The sequence below is a fragment of the Myroides marinus genome, from assembly GCF_900109075.1.
GTDB classification, from domain to species: Bacteria; Bacteroidota; Bacteroidia; order Flavobacteriales; family Flavobacteriaceae; genus Flavobacterium; species Flavobacterium marinum_A.
This window is the reverse complement of record NZ_FNYS01000002.1, coordinates 278,827-300,275: the sequence shown is the minus strand read 5'-3', so window position 1 is coordinate 300,275 and position 21,449 is coordinate 278,827. Positions and strand designations below refer to the sequence as shown.

Here is a 21,449-nt window from a genome sequence, read left to right as displayed (position 1 = left end):
AATTAAACTAAAATGTGGATACGTAAACAAAAGTGTTTTTTAAGAGCTGTTATTTGATTAAAAGTTAGATATATTTCAATTTTTGTTGAATAAATTATGTAATCTTTCATCATAAGCTATTAAGTATGTAATTGTTTGCAATGTGTTTTTTACTTACTTTTGACCAACTAATAAACTTAGTGTATGAATGAATATCCAAAAATTGCAGTTATAGGTGGTGGGAGCTGGGCTACTGCTATAGTAAAAATGTTGAGCGAGAACCTAACTGAGATTGCATGGTATATGCGAAATGAGTCTGCATTAGAAGAGATAAAAGTAAATTACCACAATCCGAACTATCTTAGTTCTGTGGAGTTTGATGTAGATCAACTAAGACTTACTAATGATATCAATAAGGCTATCTCTTATGCTGATTATGTGATATTCGCTATTCCGTCTGCTTTTTTATCACAAGAGATGACTAATCTACATGTGAGCTTAGAGGGAAAGGTAATTGTCTCTGCTATTAAAGGGATTATTCCTGAAACTAGTCTTATCGTGGGAGAACACTTCCACCAAACATATAATGTACCTTATGAGAATATAGCTGTTCTAACTGGACCTTGTCATGCTGAGGAGGTTGCTTTAGAGCGTTTGTCTTATTTGACTATCGCATGTCAAACGGAGGAGTATGCTAAGGTAATTTCTAACTGTGTAAGTAGTCATTATATCAAGGCTAAGACTACTGATGATATCATCGGTACTGAGTATGCTGCTGTACTTAAGAATATCTATGCTGTGGCATGTGGTATAGCTCATGGATTAGGGTATGGCGATAACTTCCAGGCTCTGCTAATGAGTAATGCTATTCGCGAGATGAAGAAGTTTATCAAGAAAGTACACCGTATGAAGCGTAATATTAATAATTCGGCTTATCTAGGAGATTTATTAGTGACAGGATACTCTCTGTTCTCTCGTAATCGTATGTTCGGTAATATGATAGGAAAGGGATATACAGTAAAGTCTGCTCAGATGGAGATGAATATGATAGCGGAAGGGTACTACGCGACTAAGAGTGCGTATGAACTGAATAAACAGTATGGTGCTAAAACTCCGATAATCAATGCTGTATATGAAATATTATACAACGGAAAAGATCCTAAAAAGGTATTTAGAAAACTAACTGAGAAATTAGATTAAAAAAAATATCTAATTGACCGTGTTTTGTTTTTTGAAAAAATATAGTCAATAACCTATTGAAATTCAATAGGTTATTTTTTTACTCTGTTTTTTGGCTGTTTAAAAGTAAGTTTGTAATTTGTTGATTTAATGTTAGTTAAGAGGGTTTCTCTTGGGGGAGAATATTACTTTTAGTTTTGTCGAGTTAAAAAATAGAACATGGATCATTTAATTAATCACCCTGGTTTATTAGGGGTATTCGGAGTAGTAGTTATTATTATGCTACTTCTTGACTTAGGAGTATTTAATAGACATAGTCACACAGTATCGACTAAAGAAGCGTTGATATGGACTGTAGTATGGATTGGTCTAGCGATGTGTTTTAGTGGAGTGATATATTATTATATGGACTTCGAGAACTTCGCACGATTCCAATCAGCTTATTGGATAGAAAAGGCTCTCTCTGTAGATAATTTATTTGTATTCATATTAGTATTTACTTTCTTTAAAGTACCTAAGGAGTTACATCACAGAGTTTTGTTTTGGGGGATAATTGGAGCTTTAGTATTTAGAGCGATCTTTATTTTCGCTGGTGTTGAGATCATTAATATGACTTATCTACCTGCTATGGAGATCTTTGGTCAGACAGTAGAGATTAATGCTGTATTAACTGTATTCGGGGTATTCTTACTTATCTCTGGTATTAAATCGTGGTTCGCTAAGGATGAGCACGATGAGAATGAAGACTTGTCTAAGAATTTTGCTGTGCGTATGGTACACAAGTTCTTTAAGGTAAGTGATGAATATGATGGAGAGAAGTTCTTCACTGTTAAGAATGGAGTGCGTATGGTAACCCCATTGTTCGTTGCTCTTATGGTAATTGAATTTACGGATGTGATCTTTGCAGTAGATAGTATTCCAGCTATTTTCGCTATTGCACCTGATGATCCATTCATCTTATATACATCTAATATTTTCGCTATATTAGGTTTGAGATCACTTTATTTCTTGTTGGCTAACTTTATGGATAAGTTCTCTAAACTGAAATATGGTTTAGCAATTATACTTGCGTTTATTGGTACTAAGATGATAATATCACCATTCTACCACGTAGACTCTATGGTGTCGTTATCTGTTATCGGTGGTGTATTAACTTTATCAGTAATAGCATCATTTATGTTTCCTCCTAAAAAAGAGGTTAGCACTAAGTAAAAAACTAATTATATAATATAAGAAAGCCCCTCTAGTACCTAGAGGGGCTTTTGTGTTATGAATTGTGTAGACTGTGTACTCTGAACTTAGTAATGTCTATTCTACCTTCTTCTACTGATAGCTGTAGGCTATTATAAGGTTCTGAAGGAAAGATAAGGTTAGTCATAACTGTTTTTCCCTTGTTTAAGAACAGTTCTGCTGAGCATTTATCTACATACAATTTGAATTTATATTTCTTTTCGACTTGTAGAGGCGCGGTGATTAGCTTCTTGCTAAATCGCTTAGAGAATGAGCAATCTCCGCTCTCAGATCGATCTACTAAGAGTAAACCTTTTGTTAGATCTAAGGTGTATTGCAGTCTTTCGCCTTCAGTGTTGAGTAAACTAAACTTTACTCTCTGTGTCTTAGTATCAACGATGTCAAACTCTAGTATAATCTCATAGGCTCCCTGATTATCATCTAGGAAGTACTGTATATTTAGTGATTTGTCTAATAACTGAGTTTGGAACTCAGAGACTTCTTCACGTATCTTCTTTAGCTCTTTGACTGGGTAGCTTTTGAGTACGATTTGTTCTCCATTAGTTCCAAGCTCTAAGTTACGAGGTATAGTCATTGCGTTCTTAAATGCCTTAGACGGAAGGTTCTTAGTATATTCCCAGTTACTCATCCATGCTATATAGGTTACTTTATCTTTAGGAGTATTATGCCATATCATACTCGAAGTGTGATCCTTGCCATAGTCGAGCCATAAAGCAGTAGAGGTGTTATCTGCAGTGAAGGTCTTTCCGTCAAACTCACCTATAAAGTACTGTGTACCGCTACCTCCATTAGGAGCACCTGTTTTTGTGTCTAGCAGGAGTACCCATTTTGTGGTTTTGCCATACGGAAGTTCGAATAAGTCAGGTGAGTGCCATGTTCCTTTATTAGAGCTTATACCAACGCCAAAATCACTTAGTTTATTCCAATCTTTAAGATTGCTAGAGTTATAGATAGAGATAGTAGGTGAAGTGGGTATAACCATGACCCAACTCTTAGAAGCATCATGCCAGAAGACTTTAGGATCGTTGATCTCTTGGTCTGTATTGTAAGCTAGGATAGGATTATTTGTATATGAGGTAAAGGTTTTGCCTTTATTAGAGCTATAAGCTAGGTGTATGCTATAAGGAGACATACAGGAAGTATAAAATGCGAGGATAGCATTCTTACCAAAACCAGCTATATTCTCTTTGTCTATAACGATACTCTTATTGTGAGTTTCGTTTATGTTGCCTATATGTGTTGGGGTGTTTTTAGTATGCCAGTCGATCATATTATCTGAGACAGCATGTGTGGAGATGATGTTCTCATATTTGTTGCCATAGGCATTGTGTTGATAATATAGGTGGTAGTTTCCTTTTTTATAGAATAGTCCATTAGGAGAGCTTAACCATCCTGTAGGAGCTGTAAAGTGGTATACTGGTCTGAAGTCGTCTAGAGTGGTAGGGTCGGGATCACTAGACTGTTTGATAATATCTGTAACACTGTTTAGTGGAAGATCTGTTACTATCGAAAGTACTACTGTAGTATGGAGCAGTTCGGCACTATCAAACTTTATGTAATACAATGGAGGCTTATCTGTGATACGGGTATGGAATTGCCTTATTACATTCCCTTTGTTGTCTAAAATGCTTATTTGACTTTCGTCGCTCTTATCGTGATAAGGAAAAAGCAAATATTTATCCGTTACAGATACTTGGAACCTATGCGTGTGTTTCATATTCTTCATTTTAAGTATTAAAACTTTGATTGTAGTACGTTTTAGCATATTCGTACTTAAATGTAAGAAAATAACACATTGGTTTGAATAAAGGGTATAAAAAAAGCAGTGTTTTTATTAAAACACTGCTTATCTATGGTTTACTTTTTTAAAGTCTTGCTCGGATTAGTTGTGCCTCGGTGACACATGGTACAGCTAACTACATCAATAGTTTCTGGGTTAGGGTGATTATCCCAGTTAAAGTTTTCTGCATTGATCTTATGAGTCATCGTAATCATATGTCTAGCGAACTCTTTTTCTTTCTTAGTGTCAGCTGCAAAGTCTAGTTTATCTGTTCCTTCTATAGAAGTATGGCAGTAACTACACTTTACACCTAGTGCATCATTATACCCTCTCATTAGTCCTTTAAGACTATCATTAGAGATGTCTTTAGGTAGTACTTTTAAGTTTTTCCACTCTGTATCTCCTTTTTTACTAAACGTGTTGGTATTGAAAGAAAACAGTGTGATAAGTACAGTAAGGCATGCTACTATACTCAATACATTCTTCATTTTCATAATAATCTAGTTTTAAGTTATATGTAGCAAATTAAGCAAACTAACTTTTGGATTGATTATAAATTAGAGTGTATGTAGCAAGCTGTCAGACTACTTAATTACAATTCCTTTTTTAGTAGTAAAAGGAAGCGTAGTTAAATGTGCATCACCTAAAGAATCTTGGATGAACGTAAATGTTTTGTCATATAGTTTACCTCCTTGGAAGAAAGTAAGCATAAATGTATTGCTTAGTTTGAATACTGATTCGTCTAGTAATTCGATTTTGATGTTCTCTTTAGGAGCTAGAGATTTAAAAGCATGTCTAAATACTCCTGTTCCTCTCACTTCGCCATTAATTTCACCTACGGCTTGTGATACCACTAAGATAGCTTCGATCTCTTGGTCTGAGTTATTAAATAGGTATGCATACCATGAGTCCGCTAAGAACTCTTCATTGTATTCTTTTATAATAGCAATCTCTATGTCCTTTACTACAGGAATCTCAATGTCTTTTTTCATCTTTTGTAATTTGTGTCAAAGATAATTTATTTTGATATAAATAACGAAAATGGGGTGTAAGTGATTTTCGGCATCGTTTTTGAATATAATTAGTTGAAGGTTAATTTTATAGTTTTTTAGTTTTTAGGTTTAAAGAAGCTGTTCTTGTTTATTGAAGAATAGCTTCTTTTTTTATTACTTCCCTTTACTTAAGAATTTCTCAAATGTTAGAGAATATTGAAAATTAGAGTTTTGCTTATTTGTACTTTTTATAATAATGAAGAAAATTAAAAATAATTGTAATTAAGTTGTAACAAAATGTAATAAATGATACTAATATATCACTATTACATTTTGAACTATGAATAAATTATTTGTTTTTCTTGAAAAGAAAAGACTATTGAGAAACAAGAACCAAGACATGAATACTGTATTAACAGTGTTTAAGTGGTTGGCTATTGTTTACTTTGGTTTAATGTTTTTGCTTTTAGGTATTGGTGGCTACTTTAGCATCGAGAAGGCGGGTCTAGGTATGGGATCTCCTATACAAGTTATTAGCCGATTTTGGATGTATTATATGGTGGCTGAGATGATGATGAGATTTATGTTGCAAAAATTGCCTACTGCTAGTATAAAACCTTTACTCGTATTACCAATTCCGAAACTTAAGATAGTTAAGTTCTATGTCAGTAGTTCTTTTGTTAGTGCATTTAACTTTGTACAACTACTGTTTATTATCCCTTTTACTATTGTCTGTCTGAGTAAAGGATATTCTATAATAGGTGTGTTAGCATGGGTGGTAGCTGTATACTTATGCGTGTGTACAATGCACTTCGTCAATATCTTAATTGAATCTTATAAATCTGTATTTATAGCTGTAATAGTAGTATTCGGTTCTTTAGCTGCGATACAATATTTTAATTTATTTGACAGCACAGAATATACTCAGTACTTACTGTATAGTGTATATGAGTATCCTGTATTAGTATTAGCGTATGCATTAATATTAGCCGCTTCTATCTGGCTGACTATTCGCTATTATGTGACTAATATGTATATGGATGACTTACTAAAGACTAAGGTAGAAGTAGGTACAACTCAAGAGATGAAGTGGCTAGATGGGTTCGGTACTTATGCTTCGTTCTTAAAGAATGATTTGAGACTGATTATGCGTAATAAGCGTGCACGTACTACTGTGTTGATGAGTATTTTATTTATGTTTTATGGATTTTTAGTACTTACGCCAGGTCATAATGGTGAGTATCCTATGTTTATGATGATTTTCGTAGCATTCTTTGTATCTGGAGGTTTTTTGATGATGTTCGGTCAGTATGTTCCTAGTTGGGACTCTTCGTATTATCCACTAATGATGACGCAGAATATTACTTATAAAAATTACTTGAAGTCTAAGTGGCTTATCATTGCTCTAGGTACTGCTATATCTATGTTAGGAGCTGTCCTGTATATAAACAAGAGTATGGAGTTAGTATATCTAATTTTGGCTATGGGAATGTTTAACATTGGTGTTAATGGGTATATCGTGTTATGGGGTGGTGCATATCTAAAAAGCCCTGTGGATTTAACTGCTAATAAGAATGTGTTCGGCGATAAGAATGCTTTTAATCTTAGGGTAATGTTAATCTCATTGCCTAAGTTATTCTTGCCTGTGATATTTTATTATATAGGAGCTGCAATATGTGGATTCTGGGGCGGTGTTGTGACATTAGCAATAGTTGGTATTATTGGTATGTTCTTTCAGGCTCCAGTGTTTAAATTCATTGAGAAAATTTATAAAAAAGAAAAGTACAGCACATTAGATGCTTTTAAATCTAAGTAATATGATAGTAGTAAATAATTTAGTGAAATCTTACGGTCAACAGACTGTATTGAATATTCCATCTTTAGAGATCACAAAAGGACAAAGTGTAGGACTAGTAGGTAATAATGGTGCTGGAAAAACTACTTTTTTTAGCTTATTACTTGATTTGATACAACCTTCTCAAGGGAATATCAGCTCTAAGGGCAATGTGGTAAATGAAACTGAGGAATGGAAGAAGTATACTGGATCGTTCTTTGACGATTCGTTTTTAATAGGATACTTGACTCCTGAGGAATATTTCTATTTCGTTGGAGAACTTAGAGGGATGAATAGAGCAGATATAGAGTCTTATCTAAATGAATATGGAAACTTCTTTAACGGAGAGGTGTTAAAGCAACGTAAGTATTTACGCGACTTCTCAAAAGGAAATCAGAAGAAGGTGGGGATTATAGCTGCTTTTATGGGGAACCCTGAGTTGGTAGTACTGGATGAGCCCTTCGCTAATCTAGATCCTACGACCCAATTGAGATTAAAGGAGTTAGTAAAACAGAAGATGCAGAGTAGAGAGACGACAATTATTATCTCTAGTCACGATTTACAACATACTTATGAAGTGTCTGATCGTATCATAGCATTGGATAAAGGTGAGGTACAGAAGGATGTGATGACTACGGATATTACGTTCGAGGCTTTAGAAGCATTCTTTCAGATATAAAAATTTAAACAATAATGTTCGCCGCTATAGTTTTCCATAATAGGCTATAGTCGAATAGTGTTTACATTGATTAGTTAGCGGAACCCTAGTTAGACTTGTTCTTTCTAGGGTTTTATTTTTAGATTAGTAGGGATGTAATAGAAGTAGAAATATTGTAATCTTTAGGAATAAGTTGCTGTAGATAATGTGTTATTACTGATGAATATTTTATGTATAGTCTAATTTATTAGATGGTAGTGTCGAGATATTTAATTAGAATCTCTTTTATCTGTTGACTTGTGAGAGAAGTTCAAAAACTTTTGAAATACTGCCTTAGTATTTCTAAAAGTAGTGTATTTTTACGTTTTGTTATATACTAAATTAAAGAAATAGTAGTTTTTAAGTAAAGCTCATTGTGTTGAAAAATCGTATAAAATATGTAATCTTTTTGGCTGTACTTCTTCTAGGAGCCGCTTGTTCTGTGAAACAGGATAGACTTCTTAATCGAGGATATCACGCTATGACTACGAGATATAACATATTGTATAATGGTGAATTGGCTTATGATGATGCATTGATTTCCTTAAAGAAAGATTATTTTGACGACTTCTGGGAGATACTTCCGGTGGAACGTATTGATATTAAAATAGACTCAACTAGAGAGTTTGATAGAGGTAGATCTCTGGAATCTAAAAAAGGTTCTATTCTCGAGAATATACAAGTGGATGGTGATCAATTAGGAGGAGCGCAAGAACAAGGTGAGCAGGGATTTAGACGTGCTGAAGATAAAGCAGCTAAAGCGATACAGAAGCACTCAATGTATATCAAAGGACGTGAGAGAAACTTTCAGATAGATGATGCTTATTTGATGCTCGGACAGGCTAGATATTACGATGGTAGATTTGTACCTGCGTTGGAAGCGTTTAATTATATCTTATATAAATATCCTGATGGTAGCTTAGCTAATGAAGCTAGTATCTGGCGTGAAAAGACTAATGTACGTCTTACTTATGACGATATTGCTATAAAGAATTTAAATCTATTACTTAGGGATAAAAAGAAAGAGCTGAGTAAACAGCAGATGGCGGATGCTAATGCTACGCTAACACAAGCATATATCAATATAGAAGAATATCAACAGGCTATAGCACCACTAAAAATTGCTATAGAGAATACAAAAGATAAGGAAGAAAGAGCTAGGTATACATTTATATTGGGACAGCTCTATGGTAAACTGGGTAGAAAAGGAGAAGCTGCTACTGCATTTACTACAGTTATCGAAATGAACAGAAAGAGTCCTCGCTCTTATGTGATACAGTCACACGCTCAACAGTATGGGCTAAACTTTGAGTCTATCAAAGACTCTGTGGCTTTCTTAAAAAAATATAAAAAACTTATTAAAGACCGTGAGAATAGGGCATACTTAGATGTGTTACACAGACAGGTAGGATTGTTCTATGAGCATAATGGAAATACAAAAGAAGCTCTTAATTCTCTTAAGAAAGCGGTAAAACTTAGTAAAGGAGATAAGCAGCTGAAGGCTCAGAATTATTTGAGTATAGCTGAGATTTACTTTAATGAGGCTGGGTATGCATTAGCAGGGCAGTATTATGATAGTGTATTAGCTATTATGCCTCCAAAAGCGAAAGAAAGATTTAGAATTACTAAGAGACGTGATGCATTAAGAGATGTTGTGGCATTCGAAAAAGTGGCTCATGTGAATGATAGTATTCTTCGATTAGTAGCAATGAGTGACGATCAGAGAATAAGTTATTTCCAAAAATATGTAGATGATCTTAGAAAAGAGGATTTTAGAAAGCTTCAGGCTAATCTGAAAGGTAAGAAAGCAGGTAATCAAAATTACTTTAACATGGCTAATTTTGGTGATGCTATTGCATCTGCATTTGATGTGAATGCTCCTACAGGGCAAGGGAATAGAACATTCTATTTCTACTCAGCACAAGCTACGTCTAATGGTAAGATGGACTTTAGAAGAAGATGGGGGAATAGACCACTAGTAGATAACTGGAGATGGGCAAGTGATATACAAGATGCGCAAAGTAATGCGTCAAATCAAGAGGCAACTACAAGTGCGAATAGCAATACAAATAGTGGTACAACAGAACAATTTAACGATGCTAGATATGATATCAATGCGTATATAGCTAAGATTCCTACGGATGAAATGGAGATAGCTTCTCTGAAGAAAGATAGGGATTTCGCCTATTTCCAATTGGGGTCTATGTATGCTGATCGTTTTAAAAAGTATGATTTGGCTAGTAGCCGTTTAGAAGCTCTATTGACTTTTGATCCAACTGAACGTCTGGTCTTGCCAAGTATGTATAAGTTGTATAAGATTTATCTAGAGATAGATATGGCTAAGGCTGTAGCAATGAAAGATCGTATAATTAGCCAATATCCTAATTCGAGATATGCTAAATTACTACAGAATATGTCTGTGGATAAGATAGATGATTTATCTCCAGAACAGATTTATGCACAAGCTTATAAAGTGTATGCGCAAGGAGGAGATTATAATAATGCTCTTAGAGCTATAGACAGCGCATTAGAGCGTTTTGATGATGATGGTTATGTGAGTAAGTTAGAATTGCTTAAAGCTCATGTAATCGGTAAATTAAAGGGTATTACAGCTTATAAAGAAGCACTGAACTTTGTAGCTTTAACTTATAGTTCATCTAAAGAAGGAAAAGAGGCTGAGAACTTGTTGAAAACAACTATTCCGTCTTTAGAAAGTAGAAACTTTACAAATGGGGATTCTAAAAACTGGAAAGTTGTTATCTTCGTGAATGATAAACAATCTTCTGATAGTCAAATGTTAAGTCGTAGTTTTATACAGTTTTCGACAAATAATAGCAGTAGAGGTATTAAGTATTCTGAGGATATGTATTTAGATAGCAAGGAATTCTTAGTATTACACGGATTTAAGACAAAAGAGGAGGCAGAGAAGGCAGCACATAGTATGAATAATAATGCTGTAGTGATTAGTGCTGAGAACTATATTATAGTTCAGATTAAGAAGAATTGGGAAGAGTATCTCACTCCCAAAGAAGGTTAGAGAATAAGGTTGAAAAAAAATAAATATTATGTTTCAAAAGAGTAAAGAAGGCGGGCCTATAGACCAGTTAGGTAAAACAAACAGAATTATTGAGGCTACAATAATTAAAGGGGATATAGAGGCAGTAACAGATTTGCGTTTAGATGGAGAGTTACACGGTAATCTAAAAGTAGCAGGTAGAGTGGTCGTAGGACCTAAGGCTAAGATTATTGGTAATGTTGATTGTGAAAATGCAGATATTGAAGGTATAGTGGAAGGTGTATTGAAGGTTAAAGATTTACTACATATCAAAGAAACGGCTGATGTAAAGGGTGATTTACTTGTAGGAAGACTTTCTGTAGTACCTGGTGCTAAAATTCAGGTGAAATGTGATATGACTATCACTGGTGATAGCAATAATAAAAGCAGTAAATAGTAGTGAGTAAAAACTCTAAACCTAATCGTTGGTTAAGCTTGATAAATATACCTATACAGATGGGTGTAACTATTTATTTGTTTCACTTGTTAGGTACTTGGTTAGACAATAAGTATAATTTAGTTGACGGATTAGCAAATAAAATTTGTACGTTACTCGGAGTAGGATTAGCTTTGTACCAAGTTATAAAACAAGTAAATCAATTAAATAAAGATTAATGGATAAAGAAACGATAGGTTTAGGATTAAAGCTTTTAGGAGCTTTAGTAGTTATATTTGCATTGCATTTTGTTGCATTTACATTTACTGATTTTGGTCAGTCATTTGTAGATTTAGGTTATTCGTTAGTTGGATTTTATGGTTTTGAGTTTTTGTTTTCTATAGGTATTTTATTAGCTATGGTAGGGATAAAAACAAGTATGCCGAATAGTTTAGGTTATGTTTTTTTAGGATTTATTACAGTTCGTTTATTGGCAAGTTATCTTTTTGTTCGTGAGGGCTTAGATAGCGAGAATGTTGACGAACTTTTTAAATATAATTTTCTGATAGTAGTCTTGATTTATTTAGGAGGAGATGCGTTTGTAGCATATCATATTTTAAATAAGAAGGTTAGTTAGAAGAAAGATAATAAAAAAAAGTTTCATTAGAAAGTATGATTATCTAAGATTTATTGTACTTTTGCACAAAATTTTAAGAACCATAAATATTCAAGAAGTTAAGGTATGGTGACTCTGAAGAAATCACTGAATTTATTAGCAGCTGTTATTTTTACAGCATCGTCGGTATTTTCGTACGCACAATCTAATGCTCAAACCCTTGGTGAATCTGTCCAAGAAACAGAGCAGTCATTGGGAGAAACAATTAATGCTGCTGAAGTAGCTGATCATGAGCATGAAGCTGAAGCAGAACACGTAGCAGGTGAAAAATCACAAGCTGAAAAAGTGCAAGATCACATCACGCACCACTTAGCAGATGATTATTCATTCATTTTCTTCTCTGATGAAGAGACTGGAAAACATTACGGTTTTTCTTTACCAGTTATTTTAATAGACAATGGTCTTAAAGTATTTATGTCTTCTGAATTTGACTACGGAAACAAAGTAGTTGAGAAAGATGGACAACACTACAAGTTATATCACGGTAAGATATACAAAACTGATGCAGAGGGGACTATCTCTTATGATGAGGCACACCACCCTACAAATGAGAAACCATTAGATTTCTCTATTACTAAAAACGTTGCATCGTTATTATTCACTACAGTTTTAATTTTCCTTATGTTCTTAAGCTTAGCTAAGACATATAAAAAAGGACCGAACAATTTACCTAAAGGATTTGCTAGAGCACTAGAGCCAATGGTACTTTATGTTCGTGATGAGATGGCAGTTCCAAATATTGGAAAAGATAAATACAAGAAGTTTATGCCATACTTATTATCTGTATTTTTCTTAATTTTCTTATTGAACTTATTAGGATTGACTCCACTAGGATTTAACGTTACAGGAAGTATTTCAGTAACTGCGTGTTTGGCAATCTTTACATTCATAATTACTCAGTTCTCTGCAAATAAGGATTATTGGAAACACATGTTCTGGATGCCAGGTGTACCAGTTCCAATGAAAATTATGTTAGCACCTATCGAGATTTTAGGAGCTTTAATTAAGCCTTTCTCGTTAATGGTTCGTTTATTCGCTAACATTACAGCAGGTCACTCAGTAGTATTTGGTCTTATCGCTATTATCTTCGTTATGAAGGAAGCTTTAGGTACTGCAGGAGCTGTGGGAATAGGATTCTTCTTATCTACGTTCTTAGTTATTTTGGAAATATTAGTTGCTTTCTTACAAGCGTTCATCTTTACAATGTTGTCTTCTTTATTTATTGGAATGGCAGTTGCAGAGCACGAACATGATGAAGCACACCACTAGTAGATTAAAATAGAATAAAAATAAAATTTGTTTAATTAATATAAATCAATCACTATGACATTACCAAACATTATTGGTGCAGGTTTAATCGTAATCGGAGCTGGTTACGGTTTAGGAAAAATTGGATCTTCTGCAATGGACGCTATCGCTCGTCAACCAGAAGCTGCTGGAAAAATCCAAACTGCAATGATCATTATTGGAGCTTTATTGGAAGGTTTAGCATTCGGTGCTTTAATCTTAGGTAAATAATCCAAGACAAGAAAAAGAGTTTATCTGCAACGGTTGGTTGCAGGTAAACTTCTTAATTAAACAACATAGGTATTAAAAAGTATAATTTTAGATAATGGATAAATTAATTAACGATTTCGGTTTTGGATTATTTTTCTGGCAGTTCATCATTCTATTGGTGATCGTATTCATCCTAGGAAAATTTGCATGGAAACCAATTGTAAATGCTTTAGAGGCTCGTGAAGAGGGTATCGCTGATGCATTAGCAGCTGCTGAAAATGCTAAAAGAGAAATGGCTAATTTAAAAGCTGATAACGAGAAATTACTAGCTGAAGCTCGTGCTGAGCGTGATGCATTAATTAAGGAAGCTCGTGAAATTAAAGAAAAAATGTTAGCTGATGCTAAAGCTGAAGGTGAAGCTGTAGGAGAGAAAATGATCTCTCAAGCTAAAGCTACTATCGAAAGCGAAAAAGCTGCTGCTATCGTTGAGTTAAAAACTCAAGTTTCTTCAATTTCTATTGAAATCGCTGAAAAATTATTGAAAGAAGAACTAGCTAACACTGAAGCTCAAGCTAAATTGGTTGAGAAGATGTTAGATGACGTTAAACTAAACTAATAAAAGGATCATTATGGTAAGCACTAGAGCAGCTGCAAGATATGCAAAAGCAATGCTAGAAGTTTCTGGTCAAAAAGGAAACGCTGAAGCTATTAATAGTGATATGATCTTGATCTCTGAATCAGTATCTCAAAGTGAGGACTTAAAAGTGTTTTTAGTTAATCCAATCATCAGTGATGAGATTAAATTAAATGCTTTGTTAGAAGTATTCACTAATGTTGATCAAAGCACTAAAGAGTTGTTTAAAGTTCTTAAAGCAAACAAAAGATTCGAAATTCTTGGATCTATTGCTTTAGAGTTTCAAAAACAATACGAAGCTTTGAAAGGTATTGAGAAGGTAGTTGTAACAACTGCTATTCCAATGGATGCGGCTTTAGAGAGCAAAGTTTTATCTAAAGTTCAAAGTTTAGCTCCTGGAAAACAGATCATCATTTCTAACGTAGTAGATACTACTATCTTAGGAGGATTTATCTTAAAAATGGGAGATAAACAATACAATGCTTCGATAGCGAATCAATTACAAGTATTAAAAAGAGAATTAACTAATTAAAAAAATCACCGCACGAATGTTCGTGTATAAACATAGATAAAAATGGCGGAAATTAAACCAGCTGAGATATCAGCGATTTTAAAGAAACAATTATCTGGATTTAGCTCAGAGGCTTCTTTAGAAGAAGTAGGAACAGTACTAGAAGTAGGAGATGGTGTTGCTCGTGTTTACGGGTTAACAAATGCTGAGTACGGAGAGCTAGTTGTATTTGAGAATGGACTTGAAGCAATGGTACAAAACCTTGAGCAAGACAATGTAGGTATTGTATTGTTAGGTGCTCCTGTTGGTGTTAGTGAAGGTTCTGTAGTAAAAAGAACAGGTCGTATCGCATCACTTAAAGTAGGTGAGAAGATGGTAGGACGTGTTGTTAATACATTAGGTCTTCCAATCGATGGAAAAGGTGCTATTGAAGGTGATTTATATGAGATGCCATTAGAGCGTAAAGCTCCTGGAGTTATCTACCGTCAACCAGTAACTGAACCGTTACAAACAGGTATTAAATCTGTTGATGCCATGATTCCTATCGGACGTGGACAACGTGAGTTAGTAATTGGTGACCGTCAAACAGGTAAAACTACTGTTTGTATCGATACTATCTTAAATCAAAAAGAATTTTACGATGCTGGACAGCCAGTTTATTGTATATATGTAGCTATTGGACAAAAAGCTTCTACTGTAGCAGGTATTGCTAAAACTTTAGAAGATAAAGGTGCAATGGACTATACTATCATTGTTGCTGCTAATGCTTCTGACCCTGCTCCAATGCAAGTTTACTCTGCTATGGCTGGTGCTGCTATCGGAGAGTATTTCCGTGATACAGGACGTCCTGCATTAATTATCTATGATGATTTATCAAAACAAGCGGTAGCTTACCGTGAGATGTCATTAATCTTACGTCGCCCACCAGGACGTGAAGCTTACCCTGGAGACGTTTTCTATCTTCACTCAAGATTATTAGAGCGTGCTGCTCGTGTAATCGGTGATGATGAAATCGCTAAAAACATGAATGATTTACCAGAATCTATCAGACCATTCGTTAAAGGTGGTGGTTCATTAACTGCTCTTCCAATTATCGAAACTCAAGCTGGTGACGTTTCTGCTTATATCCCAACAAACGTAATTTCGATTACTGATGGACAGATATTCTTAGAATCTGATTTATTTAACTCTGGTGTACGTCCAGCGATCAACGTAGGTATCTCTGTATCTCGTGTTGGAGGTTCTGCTCAGATTAAGTCAATGAAGAAAGTAGCTGGTACATTAAAACTTGACCAAGCTCAATACCGTGAGTTAGAAGCTTTCGCTAAGTTTGGTTCTGATTTAGATGCTGCTACAATGAATGTAATTTCAAAAGGACAACGTAACGTTGAAATCTTGAAACAAGCAGTTAACGATCCTTATACTGTAGAAGATCAAGTAGCTATTATCTACGCTGGTTCTAAAAACTTATTAAGAAACGTTCCTGTTTCTAAAGTTAAAGAATTTGAGAAAGATTATCTTGATGCTTTAAATTCTCGTCATAGAGATACTTTAAACCAATTAAAAGCTGGTAAATTCACTGACGAAATTACTGCTGTATTAGAGAAAGTAGCTAAAGAGATCTCTTCAAAATATTAAGAAATAATGTTTATCCACAAGTAGTCATTTGACTATTTGTGGATAGATTTATATACAAATTACAATGGCAAACCTTAAGGAAATACGTAATAGGATTTCATCAATCGGATCGACTATGCAGATTACTTCTGCTATGAAGATGGTGTCTGCAGCTAAACTAAAAAAGGCTACTGATACTATTATGGCAATGCGTCCATATTCAGAAAAGTTGACTGAATTGATTCAAAATGTTAGCGCAACTTTAGAAGGTGATAATTCTGGGGTATACTCTCAAGAAAGAGAGATCAAAAATGTACTTCTTGTAGTTATTACTTCAAACAGAGGTTTGTGTGGTGGTTTTAATGCAAATATTATTAAGCAAATAAATGTACTTAAAGCTACTCAATACAAAGACGTTAATGTTGATTTATTGACAATTGGTAAAAAAGGTCACGATATATTACGTAAATCTTTTACTGTAATTGAGAATAAAAGTGATTTGTTTGATCATGTAGATTTTGCAAATTGTGAGGTTATCGCTGAGCAGATGATGAATGCTTTCGTTGAAGAAAAGTATGATTCTATTCAAATTGTTTACAATCAATTTAAGAATGCTGCTACTCAAGATGTAGTAACTGAACAGTTCTTACCATTGTTACCAGTTGAAACTAGTGAAAATACAAGTTCTGACTATATATATGAGCCTTCTAAAGAAGAGATTATCAATACTTTGATTCCTCTTTCTTTAAAAACTCAATTATTAAAAGCTGTTGCTGATTCAGTTGCTTCAGAACATGGTGCTCGTATGACTGCTATGCATAAAGCTACTGATAATGCTAAAGAGCTTAGAGATGATTTGACATTAAGCTATAATAAAGCTCGTCAAGCTGCAATTACAAATGAAATTTTAGAGATTGTTGGAGGTGCTGAGGCATTAAACAACTAATCTAACAATATTATACTTTTAGAAAAGGCTATCCCAAAGGATAGCCTTTTCTGTTTTTAAATGTGCTCTGTTTTGGGGTTAGTTTTCTTTGTTTGACAAATAGGTTTTAAGATGTTTTAAACCCTTTTAAGAGATTATTTTATAAAAGGTGTGTAATCTTATATGATGGAATTCATTTCTGCGTTTTAAAGGCTTTTTTAGCTAGTTTACTAAATTGTTTTGTGAAAGGTGTATGGTGATAGGTAGGAGTTAGGATTTTAATAATACAGTGATTAGATGTAAATAGTATCTATACCTAGATCGTTCAACAAGGTAAGTACTTGGATATAAAATTAAAAAAGGCCGTTTAAACATTGTTTAAACGGCCTTTTTTAGGATAGAGATTATTATTTCATTTCTCTGATTAAATAGATGTAGACAGGGAAGTGATCACTAAATCCTGGTTCTCCATTTGTATTTCTTAACGGGTAACCTTTATACTGTCCAGTAGGTTGAACCATAAAAGGTTTCTTGTATATTCTAGCTTTCCAGTATCCCCAACCTGAGAAATCACCTCTCATGTATGGTTCGCTAACAATCATTTGGTCAAATACGTCCCAAGCATCGCGGTAAGCTAATGTACCTAAACCATCTTTTGACATTTTTTCCATTGGATTGAAAAGTCCTTGAGCTTTTAAGTCTTCTTTTTTACCAGCAGTCTTAAGTACTTTTTTCATACTGTTGTTGTATGGACCATCATTCATATCTCCCATAGTTATAACCTTTGCATCTGGGTTAATAGCATATAGTGAATCAATGATCTTTTTGTTAAGAGCAGCAGCAGCCTCACGTAATGGGCTACTTTTCTTTTCACCACCAACTCTAGATGGCCAGTGATTAACGATGAAGTGAACTTCTTCTCCATCTAATTTACCACTAACTAATAATTGATCACGAGTATAGATACGTGTTCCTTTTTCACCAGTGTGTTTATCTACTTTGTTCATGTCGTAGATATAAAGTGGGTGAGGAGTAGCATTAGTAACAGTGAAGTGTTTCTTCTGGTATAAAAGTCCTACGTCAATACCACGTTTATCTGGAGAATCAAAATGCGCTATTCCGTAATCACCAGGCGCTAATTGTGGGTTTTTAACAAGGTCTTCAAGTACACCTCTGTTTTCTACTTCTGCAACACCGATGATAGCAGGCATTTTTGTGTTTTCATCTGTGCCTATTTGTGACATAACTTTTGCTAAGTTGTTCACTTTCTTTTGGTACTTCTTAGAAGTCCATGCTTGAGCTCCGTTTGGTGTCCACTCTTCATCGTAGATTTTAGGATCTCTTATTGTATCAAACAAGTTTTCACAGTTGTAAAATGCAATTGTTTGAATTTCATACTTTTTATCTTGTGCTTGAGCCCCAAAACCAAGGAGAACAAAGAACAAAACTAGTTGTTGAAGTTTGATGTGCATAACTAGGTTAATTTTAAGTAAAGAATTGTCTTATTTCTTTTACAAAAATAGCTAATATTATTATAATAACATACCTTTGTATTAGAAATAACCTTACGGTTTTTTTTAACATAGCACTTTAATCATTTTTAATTTATGAAGAAACTTTTATTTAGTTTGTTCTTTGTGTTACAGGTAGTTATATCTTATGCACAAGGAGTTCAGGAAATTAAAGGGAAGGTAGTTGATGCGAAGACGCAGATGCCAATTAGTTCGGTATCTGTTCGAATACAAGCTTCAACGAATTCCTCTTTAACAAACAATGAAGGGAACTTCACTTTAGAAAATGTTAAAGCTGGTAACCAGGATGTTGTTATATCTTATGTTGGATATATCACTAAGAGATTACCAGTAGAGGTTGGTGATAAAGTCATTGATCTTGGAACAATTTCTATAGATGAGGATTTCGCTTCTATTGAGCAATTGGGAATTATTTCACTTACGGAGAATGACCTTAGTGATGATAATTCTAGTAACGACACTTCATCAGGTTTGTTACAAGCTACTAAAGATCCATTCCAACAAGCAGCTGCTTATAACTGGGGATCTGCATTCTTTAGAATCAGAGGGCTTGACAACGAATATGGTAAAACCATGATCAATGGTGTTGTAATGAACAAAGCACAAGATGGCCGCCCACAATGGGGGAACTGGGGAGGTCTGAATGACGCTACTCGTAACCAGGTTTTCTCAGCAGGTTCTACACCATCTGATTTCAACTTCGGAGGTATCTTAGGTACCCAAAACATTTCTACAAGAGCATCTCAAATCAGAAAGGGTGCTAAAGCAGGTTTCTCTGCTTCTAATACAAATTATACTTGGAGACCTTATGCAATCTATTCTTCTGGTTTAAACAAGAAAGGATGGGCATTCGCGTTATCAGCGTCTTATAGAGGAGCTAAAGAAGGTTACTTCGATGGTACTAATTACGATGCATTATCTTTATTCGCTGCAGTTGAGAAGAAATTCAATGATAACCACAGCTTAAACTTTACAGCAATCTACGCTCAAAATAAGAGAGGAAAAAACTCTCCTATTACTGATGAGCAAGCTGAGTTAAAAGATTTTAAATACAACTCTTACTGGGGATGGCAAAATGGAGATAAAAGAAACTCTCGTTACAAAGATGTTTCTGAACCTATCTTCCAATTGACACACTACTGGAAAATTGACGAAGTTAGTAATTTGACTACAACTGCATCTTATCAGTTTGGACATATTGCTAATAGCCGTTTAGGATATATTGATGGTATTAACCCAGATCCTACTTATTACAAAAAATTACCAAGTTACTTCTTGAATAAAATAGAACCTAAATATTGGTCTATGACTAAAGAAGAATTTGAAAGTTTACCTGATAGTGAATTTAAAAGCTATACAAATTCGTTACTAGATCAAGCTCAATATGTTAAAGATGAATTCCAAAATTTTGGACAAATCAATTGGGATGATATCTATACTATTAACCAAGCTAATGGTGGGGCAAGTAAAATAATGCAGTACGAAGATAGACAAGATGATAAAACATTCTCGTTTAACACGAACTTCAAAACTATATTATCTGACCACGTAACATTAGATGCAGGTTTCAACTATAGAAGAGTTCACTCAAACTATTACAAGAAAGCTGTTGATCTTTTAGGAGGTGAATACTACATGGACCTTGATACTTATCAAGATGCTGGTAAGCAAGATAGTGATATGAATAATCCAAACCGTGCTATCGGTGTAGGAGATAAGTTTGGTTATAACTATAGTATTGACTCTAACATAGTAGATGTGTTTACACAATTTAACTTTGACTATGACAAGTTTGACTTCTATGTAGCTCAAAAAATTGGTTATACATCTTATGAGAGAGATGGTAAATATAGAAATGCTGTTTATGCTAACAATTCTTATGGTAAAAGTGGTTTAGTTGATTTCAACAACTACGGATTTAAAGGAGGAGTTGTATATCACTTGACTGGACGTCACGCGTTCAGTGTAAATGCAGCTTACTATAATCAAGCTCCAACAATCAGAAATACTTTTGCTAACTCTAGATTAAATAATTTAGTAACTAAAGATTTAACTAACGAAGACGTATTCAGTATCGATGGTAGTTATATCGTTAGAACACCAAAATTAAAAGCAAGAGTTTCTGGATATTTATCAGAAATCAAGAATAGTACTCAGATTAACTTTTACTATGCTGATGGTGTTGGTATCGTAGATGATAATGGTGATTTCTTATCAACTACAGGAGGTGCATTCGTATCTGAAATCTTAACTGGTGTGAACAAACGTAATATCGGTGTAGAAATAGGTGCTGAGTACCAATTAACACAAACATTAAAAGCTACTGCAGCAGCTACTATAGGACAGTCTATTTATACTAACAATCCTAACTTACGCCTTAACTCAGATAACGTTGCTAAAACGTTTGACTATGGTACAGCGTATATGAAAGATTATAGAACAGGTAACGGACCTCAAACAGCTTTATCTTTAGGATTAGAATACAGAGACCCAGCTTACTGGTGGGTAGGAGCGAACATCAACTATATGGATCACGCTTATACTAATATCTCTGGACTTAGAAGAACTGAAAACTTCGTGAAAGACCCTGCTACAGGACAACCTTTTAGCAACTTAACTGAAGATAAACTAAGATCTGTTTTAAAACAAGAGCAATTAGCGGACTTTACTGTTGTAAATATTACAGGAGGAAAATCATGGAGACTGCCTAATAGAAATATTATCGGTTTCTTCGCTAGCGTAAATAACTTGTTTAATAAACAATATAAAACAGGAGGATTCGAACAAGCAAGAAATGCTAACTACGAGCGTGAGATGTTAAACACTCAAAGTGGTACTAATACTTTCTCTAATAAGTACTGGTATGCTTACGGACGTAATTTCTTTGTAAATGTTTATTACAACTTCTAAAACA

19 protein-coding genes are annotated in these 21,449 nt (G+C 34.3%); 15 read left to right on the top strand and 4 right to left on the bottom strand.

The genetic code is table 11. The features are described from left to right. Nucleotides 1–183: 183 nt before the first annotated feature. Together BMX53_RS03675 and BMX53_RS03670 are read left to right on the top strand one after the other, a co-directional pair. Nucleotides 184–1,179: an NAD(P)H-dependent glycerol-3-phosphate dehydrogenase gene (locus tag BMX53_RS03675; protein WP_038985213.1), complete on the top strand. Its 996-nt coding sequence runs from the start codon at nucleotides 184–186 to the stop codon at nucleotides 1,177–1,179. Between the two features lie 198 nt (nucleotides 1,180–1,377). Then, nucleotides 1,378–2,370, top strand: a complete 993-nt coding sequence (locus BMX53_RS03670) for a TerC family protein (RefSeq protein WP_074744731.1) — start codon at nucleotides 1,378–1,380, stop codon at nucleotides 2,368–2,370. A gap of 55 nt (nucleotides 2,371–2,425) precedes the next feature. Here BMX53_RS03670 and BMX53_RS03665 read toward each other — a convergent pair whose 3' ends face one another. From BMX53_RS03665 to BMX53_RS03655, 3 genes are all read right to left on the bottom strand, one after another. Continuing rightward, complete coding sequence (locus BMX53_RS03665; RefSeq protein WP_167357237.1) at nucleotides 2,426–4,126, bottom strand: glycoside hydrolase family 32 protein; 1,701 nt, start codon at nucleotides 4,124–4,126, stop codon at nucleotides 2,426–2,428. 140 nt (nucleotides 4,127–4,266) lie between these two features. Further along, nucleotides 4,267–4,683, bottom strand: a complete 417-nt coding sequence (locus BMX53_RS03660; protein WP_074744727.1) for a c-type cytochrome — start codon at nucleotides 4,681–4,683, stop codon at nucleotides 4,267–4,269. A gap of 90 nt (nucleotides 4,684–4,773) precedes the next feature. Then, the gene (locus BMX53_RS03655; protein ID WP_038985219.1) at nucleotides 4,774–5,181 is read right to left on the bottom strand and encodes a hypothetical protein; all 408 of its coding nucleotides are present in this window, start codon (nucleotides 5,179–5,181) and stop codon (nucleotides 4,774–4,776) included. Nucleotides 5,182–5,521: 340 nt separating this feature from the next. Between BMX53_RS03655 and BMX53_RS03650 the strand changes: the two genes are divergently transcribed. From BMX53_RS03650 to atpG, 12 genes are all read left to right on the top strand, one after another. Continuing rightward, nucleotides 5,522–6,997, top strand: a complete 1,476-nt coding sequence (locus tag BMX53_RS03650; RefSeq protein WP_074744725.1) for a DUF5687 family protein — start codon at nucleotides 5,522–5,524, stop codon at nucleotides 6,995–6,997. Nucleotide 6,998: 1 nt separating this feature from the next. Next, on the top strand, nucleotides 6,999–7,694 hold the full coding sequence (locus BMX53_RS03645) for an ABC transporter ATP-binding protein (RefSeq protein ID WP_074744802.1): 696 nt from the start codon (nucleotides 6,999–7,001) through the stop codon (nucleotides 7,692–7,694). Between the two features lie 394 nt (nucleotides 7,695–8,088). Next, nucleotides 8,089–10,749, top strand: coding sequence for a type IX secretion system periplasmic lipoprotein PorW/SprE (porW, locus tag BMX53_RS03640; RefSeq protein ID WP_074744723.1), 2,661 nt, complete (start codon nucleotides 8,089–8,091; stop codon nucleotides 10,747–10,749). Nucleotides 10,750–10,777: 28 nt separating this feature from the next. Further along, on the top strand, nucleotides 10,778–11,164 hold the full coding sequence (locus BMX53_RS03635; protein WP_063175344.1) for a bactofilin family protein: 387 nt from the start codon (nucleotides 10,778–10,780) through the stop codon (nucleotides 11,162–11,164). 2 nt (nucleotides 11,165–11,166) lie between these two features. Beyond that, entirely contained in the window at nucleotides 11,167–11,382 is a 216-nt protein-coding gene (locus BMX53_RS03630) for an AtpZ/AtpI family protein (RefSeq protein WP_038985224.1), read from the top strand. Next, on the top strand, nucleotides 11,382–11,780 hold the full coding sequence (locus tag BMX53_RS03625) for a hypothetical protein (RefSeq protein WP_074744721.1): 399 nt from the start codon (nucleotides 11,382–11,384) through the stop codon (nucleotides 11,778–11,780). Before BMX53_RS03630 ends, BMX53_RS03625 begins: the two co-directional genes overlap by 1 nt. A gap of 105 nt (nucleotides 11,781–11,885) precedes the next feature. After that, on the top strand, nucleotides 11,886–13,088 hold the full coding sequence (gene atpB / locus BMX53_RS03620; protein ID WP_038985227.1) for a F0F1 ATP synthase subunit A: 1,203 nt from the start codon (nucleotides 11,886–11,888) through the stop codon (nucleotides 13,086–13,088). Between the two features lie 54 nt (nucleotides 13,089–13,142). Continuing rightward, the gene (gene atpE / locus BMX53_RS03615; RefSeq protein ID WP_006257837.1) at nucleotides 13,143–13,337 is read left to right on the top strand and encodes an ATP synthase F0 subunit C; all 195 of its coding nucleotides are present in this window, start codon (nucleotides 13,143–13,145) and stop codon (nucleotides 13,335–13,337) included. 94 nt (nucleotides 13,338–13,431) lie between these two features. Next, nucleotides 13,432–13,932: a F0F1 ATP synthase subunit B gene (locus tag BMX53_RS03610; RefSeq protein WP_038985228.1), complete on the top strand. Its 501-nt coding sequence runs from the start codon at nucleotides 13,432–13,434 to the stop codon at nucleotides 13,930–13,932. Between the two features lie 13 nt (nucleotides 13,933–13,945). Next, the gene (gene atpH, locus BMX53_RS03605) at nucleotides 13,946–14,482 is read left to right on the top strand and encodes an ATP synthase F1 subunit delta (RefSeq protein ID WP_074744719.1); all 537 of its coding nucleotides are present in this window, start codon (nucleotides 13,946–13,948) and stop codon (nucleotides 14,480–14,482) included. A 42-nt stretch (nucleotides 14,483–14,524) separates the two neighbouring features. Then, nucleotides 14,525–16,099, top strand: a complete 1,575-nt coding sequence (gene atpA / locus BMX53_RS03600; protein WP_038985232.1) for a F0F1 ATP synthase subunit alpha — start codon at nucleotides 14,525–14,527, stop codon at nucleotides 16,097–16,099. Nucleotides 16,100–16,163: 64 nt separating this feature from the next. Then, the gene (gene atpG / locus BMX53_RS03595; protein WP_038985234.1) at nucleotides 16,164–17,024 is read left to right on the top strand and encodes an ATP synthase F1 subunit gamma; all 861 of its coding nucleotides are present in this window, start codon (nucleotides 16,164–16,166) and stop codon (nucleotides 17,022–17,024) included. A gap of 386 nt (nucleotides 17,025–17,410) precedes the next feature. On the opposite strand, the gene BMX53_RS03590 is transcribed toward atpG, so the two are convergent. Beyond that, nucleotides 17,411–18,475 (bottom strand): endonuclease/exonuclease/phosphatase family protein, encoded by a 1,065-nt coding sequence (locus BMX53_RS03590; protein WP_063175348.1) that lies wholly within the window; start codon nucleotides 18,473–18,475, stop codon nucleotides 17,411–17,413. Between the two features lie 135 nt (nucleotides 18,476–18,610). Here BMX53_RS03590 and BMX53_RS03585 point away from each other — a divergent pair, with 135 nt between their 5' ends. Then, nucleotides 18,611–21,445, top strand: a complete 2,835-nt coding sequence (locus BMX53_RS03585) for a TonB-dependent receptor (RefSeq protein ID WP_074744717.1) — start codon at nucleotides 18,611–18,613, stop codon at nucleotides 21,443–21,445. The last annotated feature ends 4 nt before the right edge of the window (nucleotides 21,446–21,449 follow it).

Excerpts from the sequence above, each read along its gene's own strand:
- BMX53_RS03675 (WP_038985213.1), top strand. The coding sequence starts at position 184 with ATGAATGAATATCCAAAAATTGCAGTTATAGGTGGTGGGAGCTGGGCT.
- BMX53_RS03670 (WP_074744731.1), top strand. The coding sequence starts at position 1,378 with ATGGATCATTTAATTAATCACCCTGGTTTATTAGGGGTATTCGGAGTA.
- BMX53_RS03665 (WP_167357237.1), bottom strand. The coding sequence starts at position 4,126 with ATGAAACACACGCATAGGTTCCAAGTATCTGTAACGGATAAATATTTG.
- BMX53_RS03660 (WP_074744727.1), bottom strand. The coding sequence starts at position 4,683 with ATGAAAATGAAGAATGTATTGAGTATAGTAGCATGCCTTACTGTACTT.
- BMX53_RS03655 (WP_038985219.1), bottom strand. The coding sequence starts at position 5,181 with ATGAAAAAAGACATTGAGATTCCTGTAGTAAAGGACATAGAGATTGCT.
- BMX53_RS03650 (WP_074744725.1), top strand. The coding sequence starts at position 5,522 with ATGAATAAATTATTTGTTTTTCTTGAAAAGAAAAGACTATTGAGAAAC.
- BMX53_RS03645 (WP_074744802.1), top strand. The coding sequence starts at position 6,999 with ATGATAGTAGTAAATAATTTAGTGAAATCTTACGGTCAACAGACTGTA.
- BMX53_RS03635 (WP_063175344.1), top strand. The coding sequence starts at position 10,778 with ATGTTTCAAAAGAGTAAAGAAGGCGGGCCTATAGACCAGTTAGGTAAA.
- BMX53_RS03625 (WP_074744721.1), top strand. The coding sequence starts at position 11,382 with ATGGATAAAGAAACGATAGGTTTAGGATTAAAGCTTTTAGGAGCTTTA.
- atpB (WP_038985227.1), top strand. The coding sequence starts at position 11,886 with ATGGTGACTCTGAAGAAATCACTGAATTTATTAGCAGCTGTTATTTTT.
- atpE (WP_006257837.1), top strand. The coding sequence starts at position 13,143 with ATGACATTACCAAACATTATTGGTGCAGGTTTAATCGTAATCGGAGCT.
- BMX53_RS03610 (WP_038985228.1), top strand. The coding sequence starts at position 13,432 with ATGGATAAATTAATTAACGATTTCGGTTTTGGATTATTTTTCTGGCAG.
- atpH (WP_074744719.1), top strand. The coding sequence starts at position 13,946 with ATGGTAAGCACTAGAGCAGCTGCAAGATATGCAAAAGCAATGCTAGAA.
- atpA (WP_038985232.1), top strand. The coding sequence starts at position 14,525 with ATGGCGGAAATTAAACCAGCTGAGATATCAGCGATTTTAAAGAAACAA.
- atpG (WP_038985234.1), top strand. The coding sequence starts at position 16,164 with ATGGCAAACCTTAAGGAAATACGTAATAGGATTTCATCAATCGGATCG.
- BMX53_RS03590 (WP_063175348.1), bottom strand. The coding sequence starts at position 18,475 with ATGCACATCAAACTTCAACAACTAGTTTTGTTCTTTGTTCTCCTTGGT.
- BMX53_RS03585 (WP_074744717.1), top strand. The coding sequence starts at position 18,611 with ATGAAGAAACTTTTATTTAGTTTGTTCTTTGTGTTACAGGTAGTTATA.